Source organism: Burkholderia sp. Ax-1720, from assembly GCF_011753035.1.
Taxonomy (GTDB): domain Bacteria; phylum Pseudomonadota; class Gammaproteobacteria; order Burkholderiales; family Burkholderiaceae; genus Burkholderia; species Burkholderia gladioli.
The window spans coordinates 92,804-108,038 of the sequence record NZ_VWWK01000001.1 but is presented as its reverse complement, the minus strand read 5'-3'; the positions used below and the strand labels follow the sequence as shown (position 1 = coordinate 108,038).

The 15,235-nt window shown below is 67.7% G+C and carries 13 protein-coding genes; 7 read left to right on the top strand and 6 right to left on the bottom strand.

All coding sequences use genetic code 11. The features are described from left to right. Position 1 precedes the first annotated feature (1 nt). Positions 2-1,027 carry an amidohydrolase family protein gene (locus tag F3J18_RS00445; protein WP_025097426.1) on the bottom strand — a complete coding sequence of 342 codons (1,026 nt, stop codon included), beginning with the start codon at positions 1,025-1,027 and terminating at the stop codon, positions 2-4. 75 nt (positions 1,028-1,102) lie between these two features. Continuing rightward, a complete protein-coding gene (locus tag F3J18_RS00440) occupies positions 1,103-2,443 on the bottom strand; it encodes a gallate dioxygenase (protein ID WP_166910657.1) in 1,341 nt (446 codons plus the stop codon). Between the two features lie 588 nt (positions 2,444-3,031). Here F3J18_RS00440 and F3J18_RS00430 point away from each other — a divergent pair. The 3 genes from F3J18_RS00430 (at position 3,032) to F3J18_RS00420 (ending at position 4,961) form a co-directional block, all read left to right on the top strand. Then, positions 3,032-3,358, top strand: a complete 327-nt coding sequence (locus F3J18_RS00430) for a thioredoxin family protein (RefSeq protein WP_013688977.1) — start codon at positions 3,032-3,034, stop codon at positions 3,356-3,358. Between the two features lie 23 nt (positions 3,359-3,381). Next, positions 3,382-3,801: a secondary thiamine-phosphate synthase enzyme YjbQ gene (locus F3J18_RS00425; protein ID WP_025097424.1), complete on the top strand. Its 420-nt coding sequence runs from the start codon at positions 3,382-3,384 to the stop codon at positions 3,799-3,801. A 209-nt stretch (positions 3,802-4,010) separates the two neighbouring features. After that, the gene (locus tag F3J18_RS00420) at positions 4,011-4,961 is read left to right on the top strand and encodes a DUF3800 domain-containing protein (RefSeq protein WP_166910655.1); all 951 of its coding nucleotides are present in this window, start codon (positions 4,011-4,013) and stop codon (positions 4,959-4,961) included. Between the two features lie 13 nt (positions 4,962-4,974). Here F3J18_RS00420 and F3J18_RS00415 read toward each other — a convergent pair whose 3' ends face one another. Genes F3J18_RS00415 through F3J18_RS00405 form a run of 3 tightly spaced genes read right to left on the bottom strand, consistent with a single transcriptional unit; the run spans position 4,975 to position 8,047 of the window. Beyond that, the gene (locus tag F3J18_RS00415) at positions 4,975-6,006 is read right to left on the bottom strand and encodes a Zn-dependent oxidoreductase (RefSeq protein WP_166910653.1); all 1,032 of its coding nucleotides are present in this window, start codon (positions 6,004-6,006) and stop codon (positions 4,975-4,977) included. Positions 6,007-6,064: 58 nt separating this feature from the next. Then, on the bottom strand, positions 6,065-7,273 hold the full coding sequence (gene manD / locus F3J18_RS00410) for a D-mannonate dehydratase ManD (RefSeq protein WP_025097421.1): 1,209 nt from the start codon (positions 7,271-7,273) through the stop codon (positions 6,065-6,067). 42 nt (positions 7,274-7,315) lie between these two features. Further along, positions 7,316-8,047, bottom strand: coding sequence for a GntR family transcriptional regulator (locus F3J18_RS00405; protein ID WP_025097420.1), 732 nt, complete (start codon positions 8,045-8,047; stop codon positions 7,316-7,318). Between the two features lie 143 nt (positions 8,048-8,190). On the opposite strand from F3J18_RS00405, the gene F3J18_RS00400 reads away from it, so the two are divergent. Next, the gene (locus F3J18_RS00400) at positions 8,191-9,663 is read left to right on the top strand and encodes a mannitol dehydrogenase family protein (protein ID WP_166910651.1); all 1,473 of its coding nucleotides are present in this window, start codon (positions 8,191-8,193) and stop codon (positions 9,661-9,663) included. Between the two features lie 56 nt (positions 9,664-9,719). Beyond that, positions 9,720-11,027, top strand: a complete 1,308-nt coding sequence (locus F3J18_RS00395; protein WP_166910649.1) for an MFS transporter — start codon at positions 9,720-9,722, stop codon at positions 11,025-11,027. A 103-nt stretch (positions 11,028-11,130) separates the two neighbouring features. Here F3J18_RS00395 and F3J18_RS00390 read toward each other — a convergent pair whose 3' ends face one another. Beyond that, positions 11,131-11,373, bottom strand: coding sequence for a hypothetical protein (locus tag F3J18_RS00390; RefSeq protein ID WP_166910647.1), 243 nt, complete (start codon positions 11,371-11,373; stop codon positions 11,131-11,133). Positions 11,374-11,626: 253 nt separating this feature from the next. On the opposite strand from F3J18_RS00390, the gene F3J18_RS00385 reads away from it, so the two are divergent. Both F3J18_RS00385 and F3J18_RS00380 read left to right on the top strand, forming a co-directional pair. Further along, a complete protein-coding gene (locus tag F3J18_RS00385; protein WP_025097417.1) occupies positions 11,627-13,165 on the top strand; it encodes a S8 family peptidase in 1,539 nt (512 codons plus the stop codon). A 118-nt stretch (positions 13,166-13,283) separates the two neighbouring features. Then, the gene (locus F3J18_RS00380; RefSeq protein ID WP_166910645.1) at positions 13,284-15,233 is read left to right on the top strand and encodes a Xaa-Pro dipeptidyl-peptidase; all 1,950 of its coding nucleotides are present in this window, start codon (positions 13,284-13,286) and stop codon (positions 15,231-15,233) included. The last annotated feature ends 2 nt before the right edge of the window (positions 15,234-15,235 follow it).

The window sequence follows — 15,235 nt, the reverse complement described above, 5'->3', positions numbered from 1 at the left end:
ATCAGAGCCCCTTTTGCTCGAGTGCCGCGCCGAGCCGCGCATAGACGCGCCGCGCGTTGCCTTCGTAGATGTTGTAGCGGTCCTCGGCGCTGATCGCCGCCGCCTCGATATAGCGCTTGGTATCGTCGAAGGCATGGCCCGTTTCCGGATCGATGCCGCGCACCGCGCCGATCATCTCGCTGGCGAACAGGATGTTGGCCACCGGGATCACGTTGGTCAACAGGTCGATGCCGGGCTGGTGATAGACGCAGGTGTCGAAGAACACGTTGTTGAGCAGGTGCTCGCCGAGCAGCGGCTTCTTCAGCTCCTGTGCGAGCCCGCGGAAACGGCCCCAGTGATAGGGCACCGCGCCGCCGCCGTGCGGAATCACGAACTTCAGCGTCGGGAAATCGCGGAACAGGTCCGAGGTCAGGCACTGCATGAAGGCCGTGGTATCGGCGTTCAGGTAGTGCGCGCCGGTGGTATGGAAGCAGGCGTTGCAACTGGTGCTGACGTGGATCATCGCCGGGATGTCGTACTCGACCATCTTCTCGTAGATCGGGTACCAGTAGCGATCGGACAGCGGCGGGCTGGTCCAGTGGCCGCCCGAGGGATCCGGGTTGAGGTTGATCGCCACGTTGCCGTATTGCTCGACGCACTTCACCAGCTCGTCCACGCAGGTCGAGACGTCGACGCCGGGGCTTTGCGGCAGCATCGCGGCCGGCACGAAGTTCTCGGGGAACAACTGGCTGACGCGATAACAGAGCTCGTTGCAGATCGCGGCCCAGGTGCTGGACACCGCGAGATCGCCGATGTGATGCGCCATGAAGCTGGCGCGCGGGCTGAAGATCGTCAGATCGATGCCGCGCTCGCGCATCTTCTTGAGCTGGTTGGTCTCGATCGACTCGCGCAGCTCGTCGTCGCTGATCCGCAGCTCCGAGACGGCCGGCATCGCGCCGCCCTCGTTGAACGCGGCCACCTGGCGGTTGCGCCAGGTTTCGAGCGCCTTCGGCGCGGTGGTGTAATGCCCGTGGATATCGATGATCATTTGCAATCCTGATGGATGGTTCGGGTTTCGCCGCGATCCGGCACGACGTCATGCCGGACCGCGGCGATCAAGCATTCAGTTGTCGCCGCGGCTCGTCCTGTCCTGCTGCGCGTCCGCTTGCGCGTCGCCGGCCTGCCGGTCCCAGGCCAGCGCGCCGGCGCCCTTGCCGGCCACCGAGTACAGCGCGCCCGGCGCGTTGCGGGTGCGCTGGAACGCGTCGAGCGTCTCGCCGCGCATGGCCGCGTAGATATGCAGGTTCGAGATGCCGCTTACCGCGCCGAGCTTCTCCAGCATGAAGAAGATCACGCCGTAATGGAGCAGGCCGCGCCAGTCGCGCCGCCGGACCAGGTCGCGCTCCTCGTCGCTGAGGCCGGCGGCCTCGAAGCTGCGCTCGGGATCGGCCAGGAAGGCCTCGCGATGCGCGGGCTCGATCATGCGGTGCAGGAAGTCGTTGATGCGCCAGGCGCGTACCGCCGTCTCGACCGAGAACGGATAGGTGCCCTCCAACTGCTCGATGCCGTCCAGCTCGGCCGCCATGCGGGCGCGATGGCGCGCGGCCTGCACCGCATCCGGCTCGTCCTCGGCGCCTTCGTAGATCGCCGTGGCGATGCCGGCCATCGAGGGCAGGTAGTAGCCGCGCTGGCGGCACTGCACCTGGGCCGGCAGCGCGCCGCGCATGGTCAGCCACATCACCACCTCGGCGCCTTCGTAGCCGCCCAGCCGCGCGTAGTCGGCCAGCGTCATGTTCGCCAGTTGTTCGGGATCGTGCTCGAACAGGTCGAGGAAGCGCTGGTCCCAGGCGGTGTTGTTGAAGCCGGCGCGCTCGCCGTGAACCTGGTGAGACAGCCCGCCGGTCGCCACGATCGCCACCCGCAGGTCTTCCGGGTAGCTCTCGACGGCGCGGCGCAGCGCCTGCCCGAGCTTGTAGAAGCGCCGCGCGCTCGGCATCGGCAACTGCAGCACGCCCATCTGCAGCGGCACCAGCTGCACCGGCCAGCTCGGCTGGTTCGGGCACAGCATCGACAGCGGCGAGAAGCAGCCATGGTCGAGCGGCTTGTTCTGGAAGAACGACATGTCGAACTCGTCGGCCATCAGCGAACGGCCGATATGCGCGGCCAGCGCCGGGTGCCCCTCGATCGGCGGCAGGGCACGCGCGCCGCCGCCCTCGTCGGCCACTTCCCATCGCGGGCCGACGCCGAGCGCGAACGCCGAGTAATGATCGAAGAAGAACGAGGTGGCGTGATCGTTGTAGATCATCAGCAGCACGTCGGGCCGCTTCTCCTCGATCCAGGCCGAAAGCGGCGCGAAGTTCTCGAAGATCGGCGCCCAGACGGGATCGTCGCGCTTGTTCTTGTCGAAGGCGAAACCGATCGTCGGAGTGTGGGAGGCGGCGATGCCGCCAATGATTCGGGCCATACGCGTTTCCGGTAAGGAGCGCGCGGCCGATGGCGGGCCGCGGCGCGGATGGGCGTATGTAATCGGATGGAGGCGCGGGCGTCAATCAGCGTGGATTGACATCAATCCGCATTTTCGAATCTCGTTTACCGCTTTATTCCTTACCTGTATTGACTCAAGCGCATTGGCTCCGTTTTTATCCAATAACTTTATTCGAATCCACCCCCACCAAAAAGCAAAGCGGCGGCGGCAACGGCTCGTTTGCGATGGGCGCGATGCTGGAGGCGATGGCGATCGGCATCGACGTGCCGAGCTGCCGATCCCGATCACCACCGTGCGCGTGCCGAGCGCCGAGATCGGCAAGCAGGCCGCGCGCCTGATCCTGGCCCAGCTCGACGGGCAGGCGGAGGTGGCCAGCATCGGCTAGTCGGCCGAGTTGATGGTGCGGGCTTCCTGCGCCCCGCCGCGCAAGGGCGACTGAGCCCCGCCGCCGCGCGTCGGCAGGCGATTTCGCTGCTCCGCAAGCTCCGCGCTTTTCCGCTAGAGTAGGACATCGATCGGGCACACTGCCCGATCCTTCCCGATGCCTGCCCTGCCCCCGGAGCCGCGATGAATTCTCCCCAAGCCTATACGCCCGACGCGCCCACGCGCGAAGCCGTCGATGCGCTGACCGGCGCCACCGTGATCGAATTCGGCACCAACTGGTGCGGGATCTGCGCCGGCGCGCAGCCGTCGATCCGCGAAGCCTTCGCGGCCCATGACGGGATCCGTCACCTGAAGATCGAGGACGGCCCCGGCCGCCCGCTCGGCCGCTCGTTCCGCGTCAAGCTGTGGCCCACCCTGGTATTCCTGCGCGACGGCGTGGAAGTCGCGCGCGTGGTGCGCCCGACCAGCACCGCGCAGATCGAGGCCGAAGGCTTCGCCGCGCTCGGCTGAACACGGCGGCGGAGATCATGAGCATGAAACAGGCGATCCAGCATATCGGCGTGGCCACGCGCGGGCGCGGCCTGGTCGAATTCACGCGGCAGGTGCGCGCCTTCGTCGAGCAGCAGCCGATCCGCAACGGCCTGCTCACGCTGTTCTGCCGCCACACCTCGGCTTCGCTGCTGATCCAGGAGAATGCCGATCCGTCGGTGCGGCGCGACCTGGAGCGCTACTTCGAGGAGATCGCGCCCGAGGACGCCTCGCGCTACGAGCACGACGACGAAGGCCTCGACGACATGCCCGCGCACCTGCGCACGGCGCTCACCCAGGTGCAGTTGTCGATCCCGGTCGAGCAGGGCCGCATGGTGCTCGGCACCTGGCAGGGGATCTACCTGTTCGAGCATCGCCGCGCCGCGCACCAGCGCGACGTGGTCGTACATTTGATCGGAGAATGAGGGGCGGTGAGGGAAACGCCCTGGATGTCGCGCGAGGTTTGATGGTCGATTTGTCGCAAGATCTCGGCTTGCGCGGTACGGCTCCCATCACTTAAGATCGATTCCGTAGTCGGGAGTGCTGAGACATCGGTGCGCTGGACACTTGCTCCACCCGGCTTCCCTGATTCAGACGGACCGCAACGCGGTCCGTTTTCAATTCACGGGCGAAAATGCATCTGCTTTACCTCGACGAATCGGGACATCCGTGTGATCCGAGCTCCGACTTTTTTGTCTTGGCAGGCTTCAGCATTTTCGAGCGCCAGACCTATTGGCTGGAAAGCCAGCTTAATCGCATCGCCCAGCGTGTACACCCTGCGAATCCTGAAGACATCGAGTTTCACGGTAGCGTGATGTACGGAGGACGAGAAGCGTGGAAAGGCATGGATCCCAAGGAACGTGCGCAAGTCGTTGCCGATGTGCTTGCTCTTCTTTCCGATCATCAACTGAAGCTGAAGGTGTTTGCTTCGGTCATACAAAAATCGACGACGGATCCGAAAGCTATCGTCCGACAAAGCTTTGAGAATATTGCAATCGCCTTCGATAGCTACCTTCACTCCCTGTATCAGAGCCAAAGAGATCCCCAGCGAGGGCTTGTCATATTTGACAAGAGTCACGACGAACAGCAACTGCAGGATCTGTCGCGTCTGTTCACACGCGTAGGGCATCGTAGCGGCCGACTCAGAAATTTCGCCGAAATCCCGCTGTTCCTCGACTCGAAGGCATCGAGACTCATCCAAATGGCGGACATCATCGCCTACTGGATTTTTCGATACTTCCATGCAGGCGACAGCCGAGGATACGATCTGATCCAGCCCTGGTTCTGCCATCACGACAACCACCCTCGTGGGCTGACCTCTCAAGTCACTCCCGACACACACAAACGACTTGAAAATCTGGAGGCCCATCGCTATCCGTTGCCACCGCCATGGCGAGATACCTTCGAGGCATGGACCACGCCGAAGATACCGGTCGACATATCGGCCAGCCTCTCGCGCCGAATCAGAATATTCGTTGGTGATCCGCTATCCAACGAGTGGTCGCCACTGATCACTCCGCGAATCAAAAACAGGTCACGAGAAAAACCGCAATCCACCGCCAGGCCATATCGTTCAGACGGGTAAATCGCCCCTTCACTCACCCCCCGAAATCCAGCAGCACCTTGCAAGCCTCCTTCGGATTCCCTTCCGCCAGCTCGAACGCGCTGCCCACCTCGCGAAAATCCACCTTGTGCGTGACGATCGACGCCGGCGTCACCAGCCCGCGTTCGAGCCAGTCGATCACGGTCGGGAACATCGCGCAATTGAGCCGCGACGCGCACAGCGTCAGTTCCTTCTTGGTCAGTTCCTGTTGTGCGATCGCCGAGGGCGTCGACGAGAAGCCGAGCAGGCCGATGCGCGCCGCCGGCGCGGCGAGCCGCACGGCTTCCTCGAGGATCGCGGGATGGCCGGCCGCATCGAAGATCAGGGTCGGGCCGCCCGCCACTCCGCGCCGCGCCAGCGCCTCGGCCAGGTCCGCCTCGCGGCCGGTGTTGATGGTCTCGTCGTCGGCCGCGCCGTTGAGGCGCGCCAGCGCGAGCCGCTCGTCCAGGCGGTCGGTGATGAAGGCGCGAATTCCATGCACGCGCTTGAGCACCTGCAGGATGGTCAGCCCGACCGTGCCGGCGCCGTAGATCAGCGCGACATCCTCGGGCAGCACGCCGGTGCGCGCCGTTACGTTGGCGGCCACCGCGAAGGGCTCGACGATCGCGGCGCAACTGTCGGCGATGCCCTCGGGAATCCGGTAGGCGTTGCGCGCCGGCGCGCAGACATACTCGCTGAAGCCGCCGTCGCGATGCACGCCAAGTACCACCAGCTTGCTGCAGACGTTCTGTCGCCCGATCCGGCAGGCATGGCATTGCCCGCAACTGATCACCGGATCGACCGCCACCAGCTCGCCGATGCGCGCGGCATCGACGCCCGTGCCCAACGACTCGACGCGGCCCACGAACTCGTGGCCGATGACGCGCGGATAGGACACGAAGGGATTGTGTCCGCGATAGATATGCAGGTCCGACCCGCAGATGCCCGCGTAGCGCACGCGCACGCGCACCTCGCCGGCGGCCGGTTCGGGCAGCGGCATCTCGCGCAGGTTCAGGCTGTTGGGACGGTCGACCACGACGCTCAGCATCTCGTCACTCCTCTCGATTCTCTCGGTTCTTGCCATCGGGCACGGCAGCGCGCCGCGCTCACCAGTTCCACATCGCGCCGTCGCGCAGGCGCGCCACCGGCAGGTAGGCCCGTTCATAGGGATACTTCGCGGCCAGCGTCTCGTCGATCTCGACGCCCAGCCCCGGCGCGTCGTCCATCACCAGGAAGCCGTTCTCGAAGCGGTAGCGATGCGGGAACACCTCGTTGGTCAGCGCGTTGTGCGGCATCAGCTCCTGGATGCCGAAGTTCGGCGCCCACAGCCCGAAGTTGACGGCGGCCGCCATGCAGACCGGCGAGAGATCGGTAGCACCGTGGAAGCCGGTGCGCACCTGGTACATCGCCGCGTAATCGGCGATGCGCCGCGCATGCGTGATGCCGCCCGCGTGCACGATGGTCGCGCGGATGTAGTCGATCAACTGCTCGCGAATCAGGTCCTTGCAATCCCAGATCGAGTTGAACACCTCGCCCACCGCCAGCGGCGTGGTGGTGTGGCTGCGGATCAGGCGGAAGCTTTCCTGGTTCTCGGCCGGCGTGGCATCCTCCAGCCAGAACATCCGATAGGGCTCGAGATCGCGGCCGAGCCGCGCCGCCTCGATCGGCGTGAGCCGGTGATGCGCGTCGTGCAGCAGATGCGGCTCGAAACCGACCGCCTCGCGCACCTTGCGGAACAGCTCCGGCGTGTGGCGCAGATAGAGCGCCGTATCCCAGGGCTCCTCGGGCGGCAGGCCCTTCTGCGCCGGCTCGTATTCGCCGGCTGTCTTGCCTACCCCATACACCTTGTCGAGCCCCGGCACGCCCGATTGCACGCGGATCGCCAGGTAGCCTTCCTCGATGTGCCTGCGCACCGCGTCGACCGCTTCCTCGTGATCGCGCCCGTTCGCGTGGCCATACACCATCAACCCATCGCGGCTCTTGCCGCCCAGCAACTGGTACACGGGCATGCCCGCCAGCTTGCCCAGGATGTCCCACAGCGCCATGTCGATCGCGGCGATCGCCGTCATGGTGACGGGCCCGCGCCGCCAGTAGGCGCCGCGATAGAGGTATTGCCAGATGTCCTCGATACGGCGCGGATCGCGCCCGACCAGGCAGGGAAACACATGCTCTTCCAGATACGCGACCACGGCCTGCTCGCGGCCGTTGAGCGTGGCGTCGCCCAGGCCGTGCACGCCCTCGTCCGTGACGATCTTCACCGTCACGAAATTCCTGCCGGGGCAGGTCACGATGGTCTGCAAGCGTTCAATCTTCAATCGTCGTCTCCATGCGCGGGACGGCCGGCGGCCCGCTGCCGCTCAGCCGGTGAAATAGTCGGGGGCGCGCTCGCGCACCGCGGGCAGGTGCGAGCCGACCCGGTCGATATGGCTGGCCACCGTCGCGCCGAGCTGGGCGACGTTGCGCGAGGCCATCTGCGCGAGGATCAGCTCGTGTTCGTGCAGGGCGCGCAGCGCGTGATCGGCGACGCGGTCGAGCAGCAGCCAGCGAACCCGGTCGAACTGGCGCTTCATCGGCTGCAGCATCTCCCAGACATGCGCGCGGCCCGCGAATTCGAACAGGCGCCGGTGCATCAGCTCGTCGAGTTCGAAGAAGCGCTCGACCTCGCCGGCGGCGACAGCTTCGCGCTGCGCCTCGACGATCGCGCCGAATTCGGTGAGCTGCCCGGGCGTGATGGTCTGCGCGAGCTGGACGTGGTTCGCGCATTCGAGCGTGCTGCGCGCGAAGCGCCCTTCCTCGAGCTGCGAGACCGAGATCGGCGCGACGATGGTGCCGACCTTGCGATAGATATTGACGAGATGCTCGTCGGCGAGCTGGGCCAGCGCCTCGCGCACCGGCGTGCGGCTCACTTCGAGCGCCTCGGAGATGGCCGCCTCGGACAGGCTGGTATGCGGCGGCAGCGCGCCGCGCACGATCGCGTCGCGCAGGAAACGGTGCACCTGCGGGCGATAGGGCAAGTCGGCATTCGCCTTGAAGCCGCGCAGCGCGGCGAGCGTGCTGTCTTCCTGTGGATCGGGAGCCATCTGGGTCATGTTCGGTGACGGTGCCATTGTTCGTACCATGGTAGCACTGAGGTGTTTTCGGGATCGTCTAGCGTTTACACCGATAAAATCCCCAACAAGTGCCGATTAAGCTTCGTTCGACGCGAACTCTACCATGGTACAAAGAGCACACGATGGCGACACTGCTGAGCCAGGCATCCCTGGGCGCGCTCCCCGCCGATACGCGGCGACCCGCTTACGCACGCGACCGCCTGCAGCCGGGCATCGTCCATCTCGGGCTGGGTGCCTTCCACCGCGCGCATCAGGCGCTCTATACCGAGGCGCTGCTCGAGGCGGGCGACCTGCGCTGGGGAATCGTCGGCGTGCATCTGCGCGAGCGGCGCATGGCCGAGCTGATCCGCCAGCAGGACCTGCTCTACTCCGTCACCGAGAGCGACGGCGAAACCACGCGCAGCCGCGTGGCCGGCGCGCTGGTCGGTGCGCTGCACGCGCCTAGCGCGTTGCCGGCCGTGCTCGACGCGATCGCCGATCCGCGCGTGTCGATCGTCAGCCTGACCGTGACCGAGAAGGGCTACAGCATCGCGCCGGCCAGCGGCGATCTCGATCTCGACGATGCCGACATCCGCCACGACCTGCTCGCGCCCGACACGCCCCGCACCACGCTCGGCGTGCTGGCCGCCGGCATTCGCCGGCGCGCCGCCGATGCGCCGCTGAGCGTGGTCTGTTGCGACAACATGGCCGGCAACGGCGACAGGCTGCGCAAGCTGCTGATGCAGTACGCGCGCGGCTTCGATGCCTCGCTCGCGAGTCGCATCGGCGACACGATCGCCTTCCCGAACACCATGGTCGACCGTATCGTGCCGGCCGCCACGCCGGCCTCGCTGGCCGCCGCCGAAGCGCGGCTGGGCCTGCGCGACGAGGCGGCGATCGCCTGCGAGCACTTCACGCAATGGGTGATCGAGGATCGCTTCAGCGGCCCGCGACCCGCCTGGGAGGAAGCCGGCGCGCTGCTCACCGGCGACGTGCGGCCCTACGAGGCGATGAAGCTGCGTCTGCTCAACGGCTCGCATTCGGCCATCGCCTATCTCGGCCAGTTGCGCGGGCGGGCGACGGTGGCCGAGGCGATGGCCGATCCGGCCATCGGCACCTTCGTGCAGGCGCTGATGCGCGAGGACCTGCTGGCCACCGTGACGGTGCCGCGCGGCTTCGACGTGCAGGCTTATTGCGACGAACTGCTGGCGCGTTTTCGCAATCCGACGCTCGCCCACCAGACCCGCCAGATCGCCATGGACGGCACGCAGAAGGTGCCGGTGCGCTGGCTGCCGGCGCTGCGCGAGAGCCTGGCGGCCGGCATCGAGCGGCCGCATCTCGAACGCGCGCTGGCGGCCTGGCTGCACTACCTCGCCACGGCACGCGGCGAGACGGGCGAAACGCTCGCGATCAGCGACCCCGGCGCGGCGGCGCTGACGGGCTGGCTACGCGCCGCCGACACGCCGCTCGACGCCGCCCAGGCCGCGCTCGGCCATCAAGGCGTGTTCGGCGCCGCGCCTTGGCCGGCGGATTTCGTCGCGCGGCTCGCGCGGCATCTCGCCGGCTTGCGCGAGCGCGGCACCGAAGCCTTGCTGGCGACATCCGCCGAACGCTAGCACCGCCGCCCGCCGCCTCGCGACACCGACAAAACCGGCAGAACAGGAGACAGAGCATGAAGCAACGCACGATGGGCTGGATCACGGTATTCCTGCTGTTCCTCGTCTACGGCATCAACTATCTCGACCGCATCGCGCTGTCGCTGACGGCGCCGCTGATCCAGAAGGATCTCGGCATCGACGCCGCGCAGATGGGCATCGTGTTCAGCAGCTTCTTCGTCGGTTACGCGCTGTTCAACTTCGTCGGCGGGCTGGCGAGCGACCGGCTCGGGCCGAAGCTCGTCTATGTGCTGGCGGTCGGCTTCTGGTCGCTGTTCTGCGGGCTGACCGCGGAGACGGTCGGCTTCGCCAGCCTGCTGGTGGTGCGCGTGCTGTTCGGCATGGCCGAAGGGCCGCTGTGCGCCGCCGCCAACAAGATGGTCAACAACTGGATGCCGCATCGGCGTGCCGCCACCGCGATGGGCCTGCTCAGCGCGGGCTCGCCGCTCGGCGGCGCGATCGCGGGGCCGGTGGTGGGCCTGCTCGCGTTGAACTTCGGCTGGCGCCTGGCGTTCTGGATCATCTGCGCGATCGGGCTGGTGTGGGTGGTGGCCTGGGTCGCCATGACGGCCGACACGCCGGCGAGCAGCCGCCTGGTCCGCTCGCTCGACGACGAAGCCACCGCCGGCGGCCGGGCAAGCGCGCATGGCGGCGGCGCCGTCGCGCCGATCGATCCGGCCAGCGCGAACCTGCCGCTCTCGCATTGGTTGCGCCAGCCGCTGATCCTGGCCGCCGCGTTCGCCTTCTTCAGCTACAACTACGTGCTGTTCTTCTTCCTGAGCTGGTTCCCCAGCTACCTGGTGGACGCGCATCATCTCAACATCCGCGAGATGAGCCTGGCCACCGTGGTGCCCTGGCTGGTGGGCACGGTGGGGCTCGCCGCCGGCGGCGCGATCTCCGACGCGATCTTCCGCTGGACCGGCAAGCTGATGCTGTCGCGCAAGATCGTGCTGGTGGTCTCGCTGCTCGCCACCGGCATCTGCGTGGCGGTGGCCGGCACCGTGCATACCGCCGCCAACGCGGTGGCGCTGATGTCGGTCGCGCTGTTCCTGCTCTACGTGACGGGCGCGCTCTACTGGGCGGTGGTGCAGGATGTCGTGCATCCCGCCAGGGTCGGCAGCGTGAGCGGCTGCATGCACTGCATCGGCAGCCTGTCCGGCGTGATCGGGCCGGCCGTCACGGGCCTGCTGGTGCAGCGCAGCGGTTCCTACGCGAGCGCCTTCCTGCTCGCGGGCGGCATCGCGCTGGCCGGTGCGCTGCTGTCGGGTGTGTTCATCCGCGATTCGCGCCCACGCGAGGCGGTGAGCGCCAAGGCCTATTCCTGAGGCTCGTCCCGCGCCGGATCGAACGGCGAAGGCCGCGTGCCCAACAAGGCACGCGGCCTTCGTCATTTTGTGCGCGCGCCTCGCGCCGCGCGCGGCTGCCCCCTCACATCCGGCACTTATCTAACTTTTTTAGATTTCGATTAAATTTATTTGACAGCCGCCATACGGCGAGATAATTTTGCGAAAGCCCGAGGAAAGCTTCCTCTATTTCGACGGGCTCGATGCGCCGCCACCCGGCAAGCGCGCCGCGCAGCACCGAATACGGCATCGCTTCCTCGCCGTCCATTTCAGTCGTACTAAATGAATTCTCGAGCTTGCGCGACAACGCCCAGCGTTTGCCGCGCAAGCTCGTGGCGGTATCCGAACCACAACAAAAGAACCTGAGAGAGGCACACGGCCGGCCCGCGCCCTGCGGCCCGGCCGGCTCGACAGCGCGCTTCCCGCAGCAGCCGCGCCAGTAGTCCGTGCTCTTGTTCGGCAGCAGGTGCCGCCCCTGGCCAGGGCGTCGCGCCCGCCTTCGTGCCGGGATGCAAACCCGCAGTTTCGCAACGGTAACACTCCAACAACGCAATCCGTTCTCTCCTTCTGGGGGTACTGGCATGAAGCAATTAGTTCGCACTACTTCTATTTCTTCCGCAATCGCCCTGGTGCTCGCCGCCGGCGCCACGCTCGCCCACGCCGAGACGCAGGCGCCCAGCGTGCCGAACGCCGGCAGCGGCGGCGAAAGCGTCAACCAGCTGATCGTCAAGCTGAAGCCGGCGGCCTCGCCGTCCGCGCGCGCCACCGCCTCGATCGCCTCGTCGAGCGCGCAGCCCGGCATCCAGGGCGTGATCGATCGCGTGCTGGCCGCGCGTGGGCAACGCGTCACCACGCGCTCGTTCGGTGCCGCGGCTGCCTCGGCGCCCGGCAATGCGGGCGATCCGGCCGCCGGGCTGCACGTGAAGCGCGAGATGGCCGACGGCGCCACCGTGCTGCGCCTGGGCCGCAACATCTCGGCGGCCGACGCGGCCTCGCTGGCCAGGGACTTCGCCGCCGACGGCGCGGTCGACTACGCCGAACCCGATGCGCGCATGCACGCCTTCCTGGTGCCGAACGACACGCGTTATTCCGAGCAATGGGGTTATGCCAGCGGCGTGGGCGGCGCGAACCTGCCGAAGGCCTGGGACATCACCACGGGCTCGGACAAGGTGGTGGTGGCGGTGGTGGATACCGGCTACCGCCCGCATGCGGACCTCGCCGCGAACATCCTGCCGGGCTACGACTTCATCAGCGATCCCGACAGCGCCAACGACGGCAACGGTCGCGACAACAACGCAGCCGATCCGGGCGACTGGGTCACGCAGCAGGAAGTCGACGATCCGAACGGTCCGTTCTACCGCTGCCAGCTCGACCAGTTCGGCAACACCTTCGCCAGTAACAGTTCCTGGCACGGCACCCACGTGGCCGGCACGATCGGCGCGGTGTCGAACAACGGCACCGGCGTGGCCGGCATCTCGTGGAAGGGCAAGATCCTGCCGGTGCGCGTGCTCGGCAAGTGCGGCGGCACGCTGTCCGACATCGCGGACGGGATGCGCTGGGCCGCCGGTCTCTCGGTGCCGGGCGCTCCGGCCAACCCGAACCCGGCCAGCGTGCTGAACTTCAGCCTCGGCGGCGGCGGTAGTTGCAGCCGCACCTACCAGAACGCGATCAACGCGGTAGTGGCGAAGGGCGCAACGGTGGTGGTGGCGGCCGGCAACGAGGCCTCCCCGGTGTCGAGCTCGCAACCGGCGAACTGCCAGAACGTGATCGCGGTGGCCGCCACCGACATCAACGGCCGGCGCGCCAGCTTCACCAACACCGGCTCGCTGGTGAAGATCGCCGCTCCCGGCGTGAACATCCTGTCCACGCTGAACAGCGGCACGAAATCGCCGGCCGCCGACAGCTATGCCTCCTACAACGGCACCAGCATGGCCACGCCGCACGTGGCCGGCACCGTGGCGCTAATGCTGGCAGCCAACGGCTCGCTCACGCCCAGCCAGATCCTGCAGAAGCTGCAAGCCTCGGCACGGCCGTTCCCGAGCGGCTCGGGCTGCTCGACCAGCACCTGCGGCGCGGGCCTGCTCGACGCCGGCGCGGCCGTCAACGCGGCACGTCAGTAACGGCAGGCACCACGCGCGCCGGATGGCCTGGTCCATCCGGCGCGAGCGGGCGGCGGCGCGGCAACGCCCGCCGCTCGTTGCGCTTGACGACTCCCGACACAACTACAGCGAGACAAGCATGACCCACTCCTCCCTGCCCGCCGCCAAGGCGTGGCTCGCCGCGATCGCGGCCGTGTTCGCGCTCGGCGCGTGCGGCGGCGACGACGGCGGCAGCCCCGGCGCTTCCGTGTTTTCCTCCTCCGCTTCCTCCGCCGAGCAAGCCTCGGCCGATGCGGCCTCGCGCGCGCATCGTTCGCCTTCGGGCGTGCCCTATGCCGATGCCTCGCGCGGCAAATATCCGCCGCTCGTCAAGGACGGCCAGGTCCAGCCCTCGCTGTCGGGCGCGACGCGCACCAGCGAGGCCTGGGTCGACACTCCCATCGATTCCGACGGCGACGGCCAGAAGGACCGCATCCACGTGCGCGTGGTGCGCCCGGCCGAGACCGACGACGGCGCGGTAACGCCGGTGATCGTGCTGGCCAGTCCCTACTACAACGACCTGGCCGACAGCCCGAACCACGATGTCGACGTCGAGCTGGACGGCTCGCCCAGCCCTGCCGCCGCCACCGCTTCGCGGGCTGCCGACGCCGGCAGCGGCGCGCGCGTGATGGCAGCGCGGCCGGTGTCGCTGCTACGCCAGCAGGCCGAGGTGGCCGCGGCCGCGCGCTCGTGGATCGAGGGCTACTTCGTGCAGCGCGGCTTCAGCATCGTCTATGCCGATTCGCTGGGCACCGCCGGCTCCGACGGCTGCCCGACCATCCTCACCCACGACGAATCGGTGGCGATGGCCCAGGTGATCCGCTGGCTCGGCCGCGAGGCAACGGCACGCGACGCGGCCGGCAAGCCGGTGGTCGCGAACTGGTCGACGGGCCATGTCGGCATGTATGGCGTGTCGTACGACGGCACCCTGCCGAAGATGGTCGCGAGCCTGCGCACGCGCGGACTCGACGCGATCGTGCCGATCGCCGGCCTGACCGACATGTACGGCTACTACCGCGCGGGCGGCCTGGTGCGCGCACCCGAGGGCTACCAGGGCGAGGATGTCGACGTCTACATCAAGGCGCTGCTGACCAATGCGCATCCGGAACGCTGCACGCACCTGGTCGACGAGGCGCTGCGCGACGAGGATCGCGCCACCGGTGACTATTCGGCGTTCTGGGCCGCGCGCGAGATCTCGCCGCTGCGCGCGGTGGCGCCGGCGCTGGTCGCGCAGGGGCTCGCGGACGACAACGTGCGGGTCGACCAGTCGACCTCCTGGTACCTGGCGATGCGCCGCCAGGGCGTGCCCGCGCAACTGTGGCTGCACCGCGCCAAGCACATCGATCCGCGCAGCCGTCCGGCGCTGACCGATGCGTGGCCGGTGGCCGTGAACCGCTGGTTCACGCGCTACCTGCTCGGCGTCGACAACGGCGTGGAGCGCGATGCCGGTTCGGTGGTCGAGCAGGCCGACGGCACGCTGCTGAAGGAAACGCAGTGGCCGTCACGGCAGGCGCGCCCGGTCACCTACTTCGCCGGCGGCGACGGCTCGCGCGATGGTGCGCTGCTGCGTTTCCCGACGGGCGGCCCGCTGCTGACGTTCCGCGACGACGCGCGCATCGATGCGCTGACGCTGGCGAACGCGCCTGACGGCGCGCATCGTGGCCGCTTCGAGACCGCGCCGTTCACCACCGCGAGCCGCTTGTCGGGCACCGCGACGGCGCATGTGCGACTGACGTTCTCGGCTGCCGCGAACGTCACCGCGTTGCTGGTCGACCGCGCGCCGGACGGCACCGCCACCATCGTCACGCGCGCCTGGGCCGATCCGCGCAATCCGCTGTCGATCCGGCATTCGCTGCCGGTGCTGGCGGGCCTGCCCTATGAGCTGAAGCTGAGCTTCATGCCGCGCGACTACACCATCGCGGCGGGGCACCGGCTCGGGTTGGTGGTGCTGTCGAGCGACTACGAGGCGACGTTGCGGCCGGCGCCGGGTACTGAGTTGCGGCTCGACCCGGCGGGGACCGAGGTGACGGTGCCGCTCGCGAGCTTGTAAGG

Bases quoted from the DNA above. Each gene is read 5' to 3' on its own strand.
- F3J18_RS00445 (WP_025097426.1), bottom strand. From the start codon at position 1,027: ATGATCATCGATATCCACGGGCATTACACCACCGCGCCGAAGGCGCTC.
- F3J18_RS00440 (WP_166910657.1), bottom strand. From the start codon at position 2,443: ATGGCCCGAATCATTGGCGGCATCGCCGCCTCCCACACTCCGACGATC.
- F3J18_RS00430 (WP_013688977.1), top strand. From the start codon at position 3,032: ATGAATTCTCCCCAAGCCTATACGCCCGACGCGCCCACGCGCGAAGCC.
- F3J18_RS00425 (WP_025097424.1), top strand. From the start codon at position 3,382: ATGAAACAGGCGATCCAGCATATCGGCGTGGCCACGCGCGGGCGCGGC.
- F3J18_RS00420 (WP_166910655.1), top strand. From the start codon at position 4,011: ATGCATCTGCTTTACCTCGACGAATCGGGACATCCGTGTGATCCGAGC.
- F3J18_RS00415 (WP_166910653.1), bottom strand. From the start codon at position 6,006: ATGCTGAGCGTCGTGGTCGACCGTCCCAACAGCCTGAACCTGCGCGAG.
- F3J18_RS00405 (WP_025097420.1), bottom strand. From the start codon at position 8,047: ATGACCCAGATGGCTCCCGATCCACAGGAAGACAGCACGCTCGCCGCG.
- F3J18_RS00400 (WP_166910651.1), top strand. From the start codon at position 8,191: ATGGCGACACTGCTGAGCCAGGCATCCCTGGGCGCGCTCCCCGCCGAT.
- F3J18_RS00395 (WP_166910649.1), top strand. From the start codon at position 9,720: ATGAAGCAACGCACGATGGGCTGGATCACGGTATTCCTGCTGTTCCTC.
- F3J18_RS00385 (WP_025097417.1), top strand. From the start codon at position 11,627: ATGAAGCAATTAGTTCGCACTACTTCTATTTCTTCCGCAATCGCCCTG.
- F3J18_RS00380 (WP_166910645.1), top strand. From the start codon at position 13,284: ATGACCCACTCCTCCCTGCCCGCCGCCAAGGCGTGGCTCGCCGCGATC.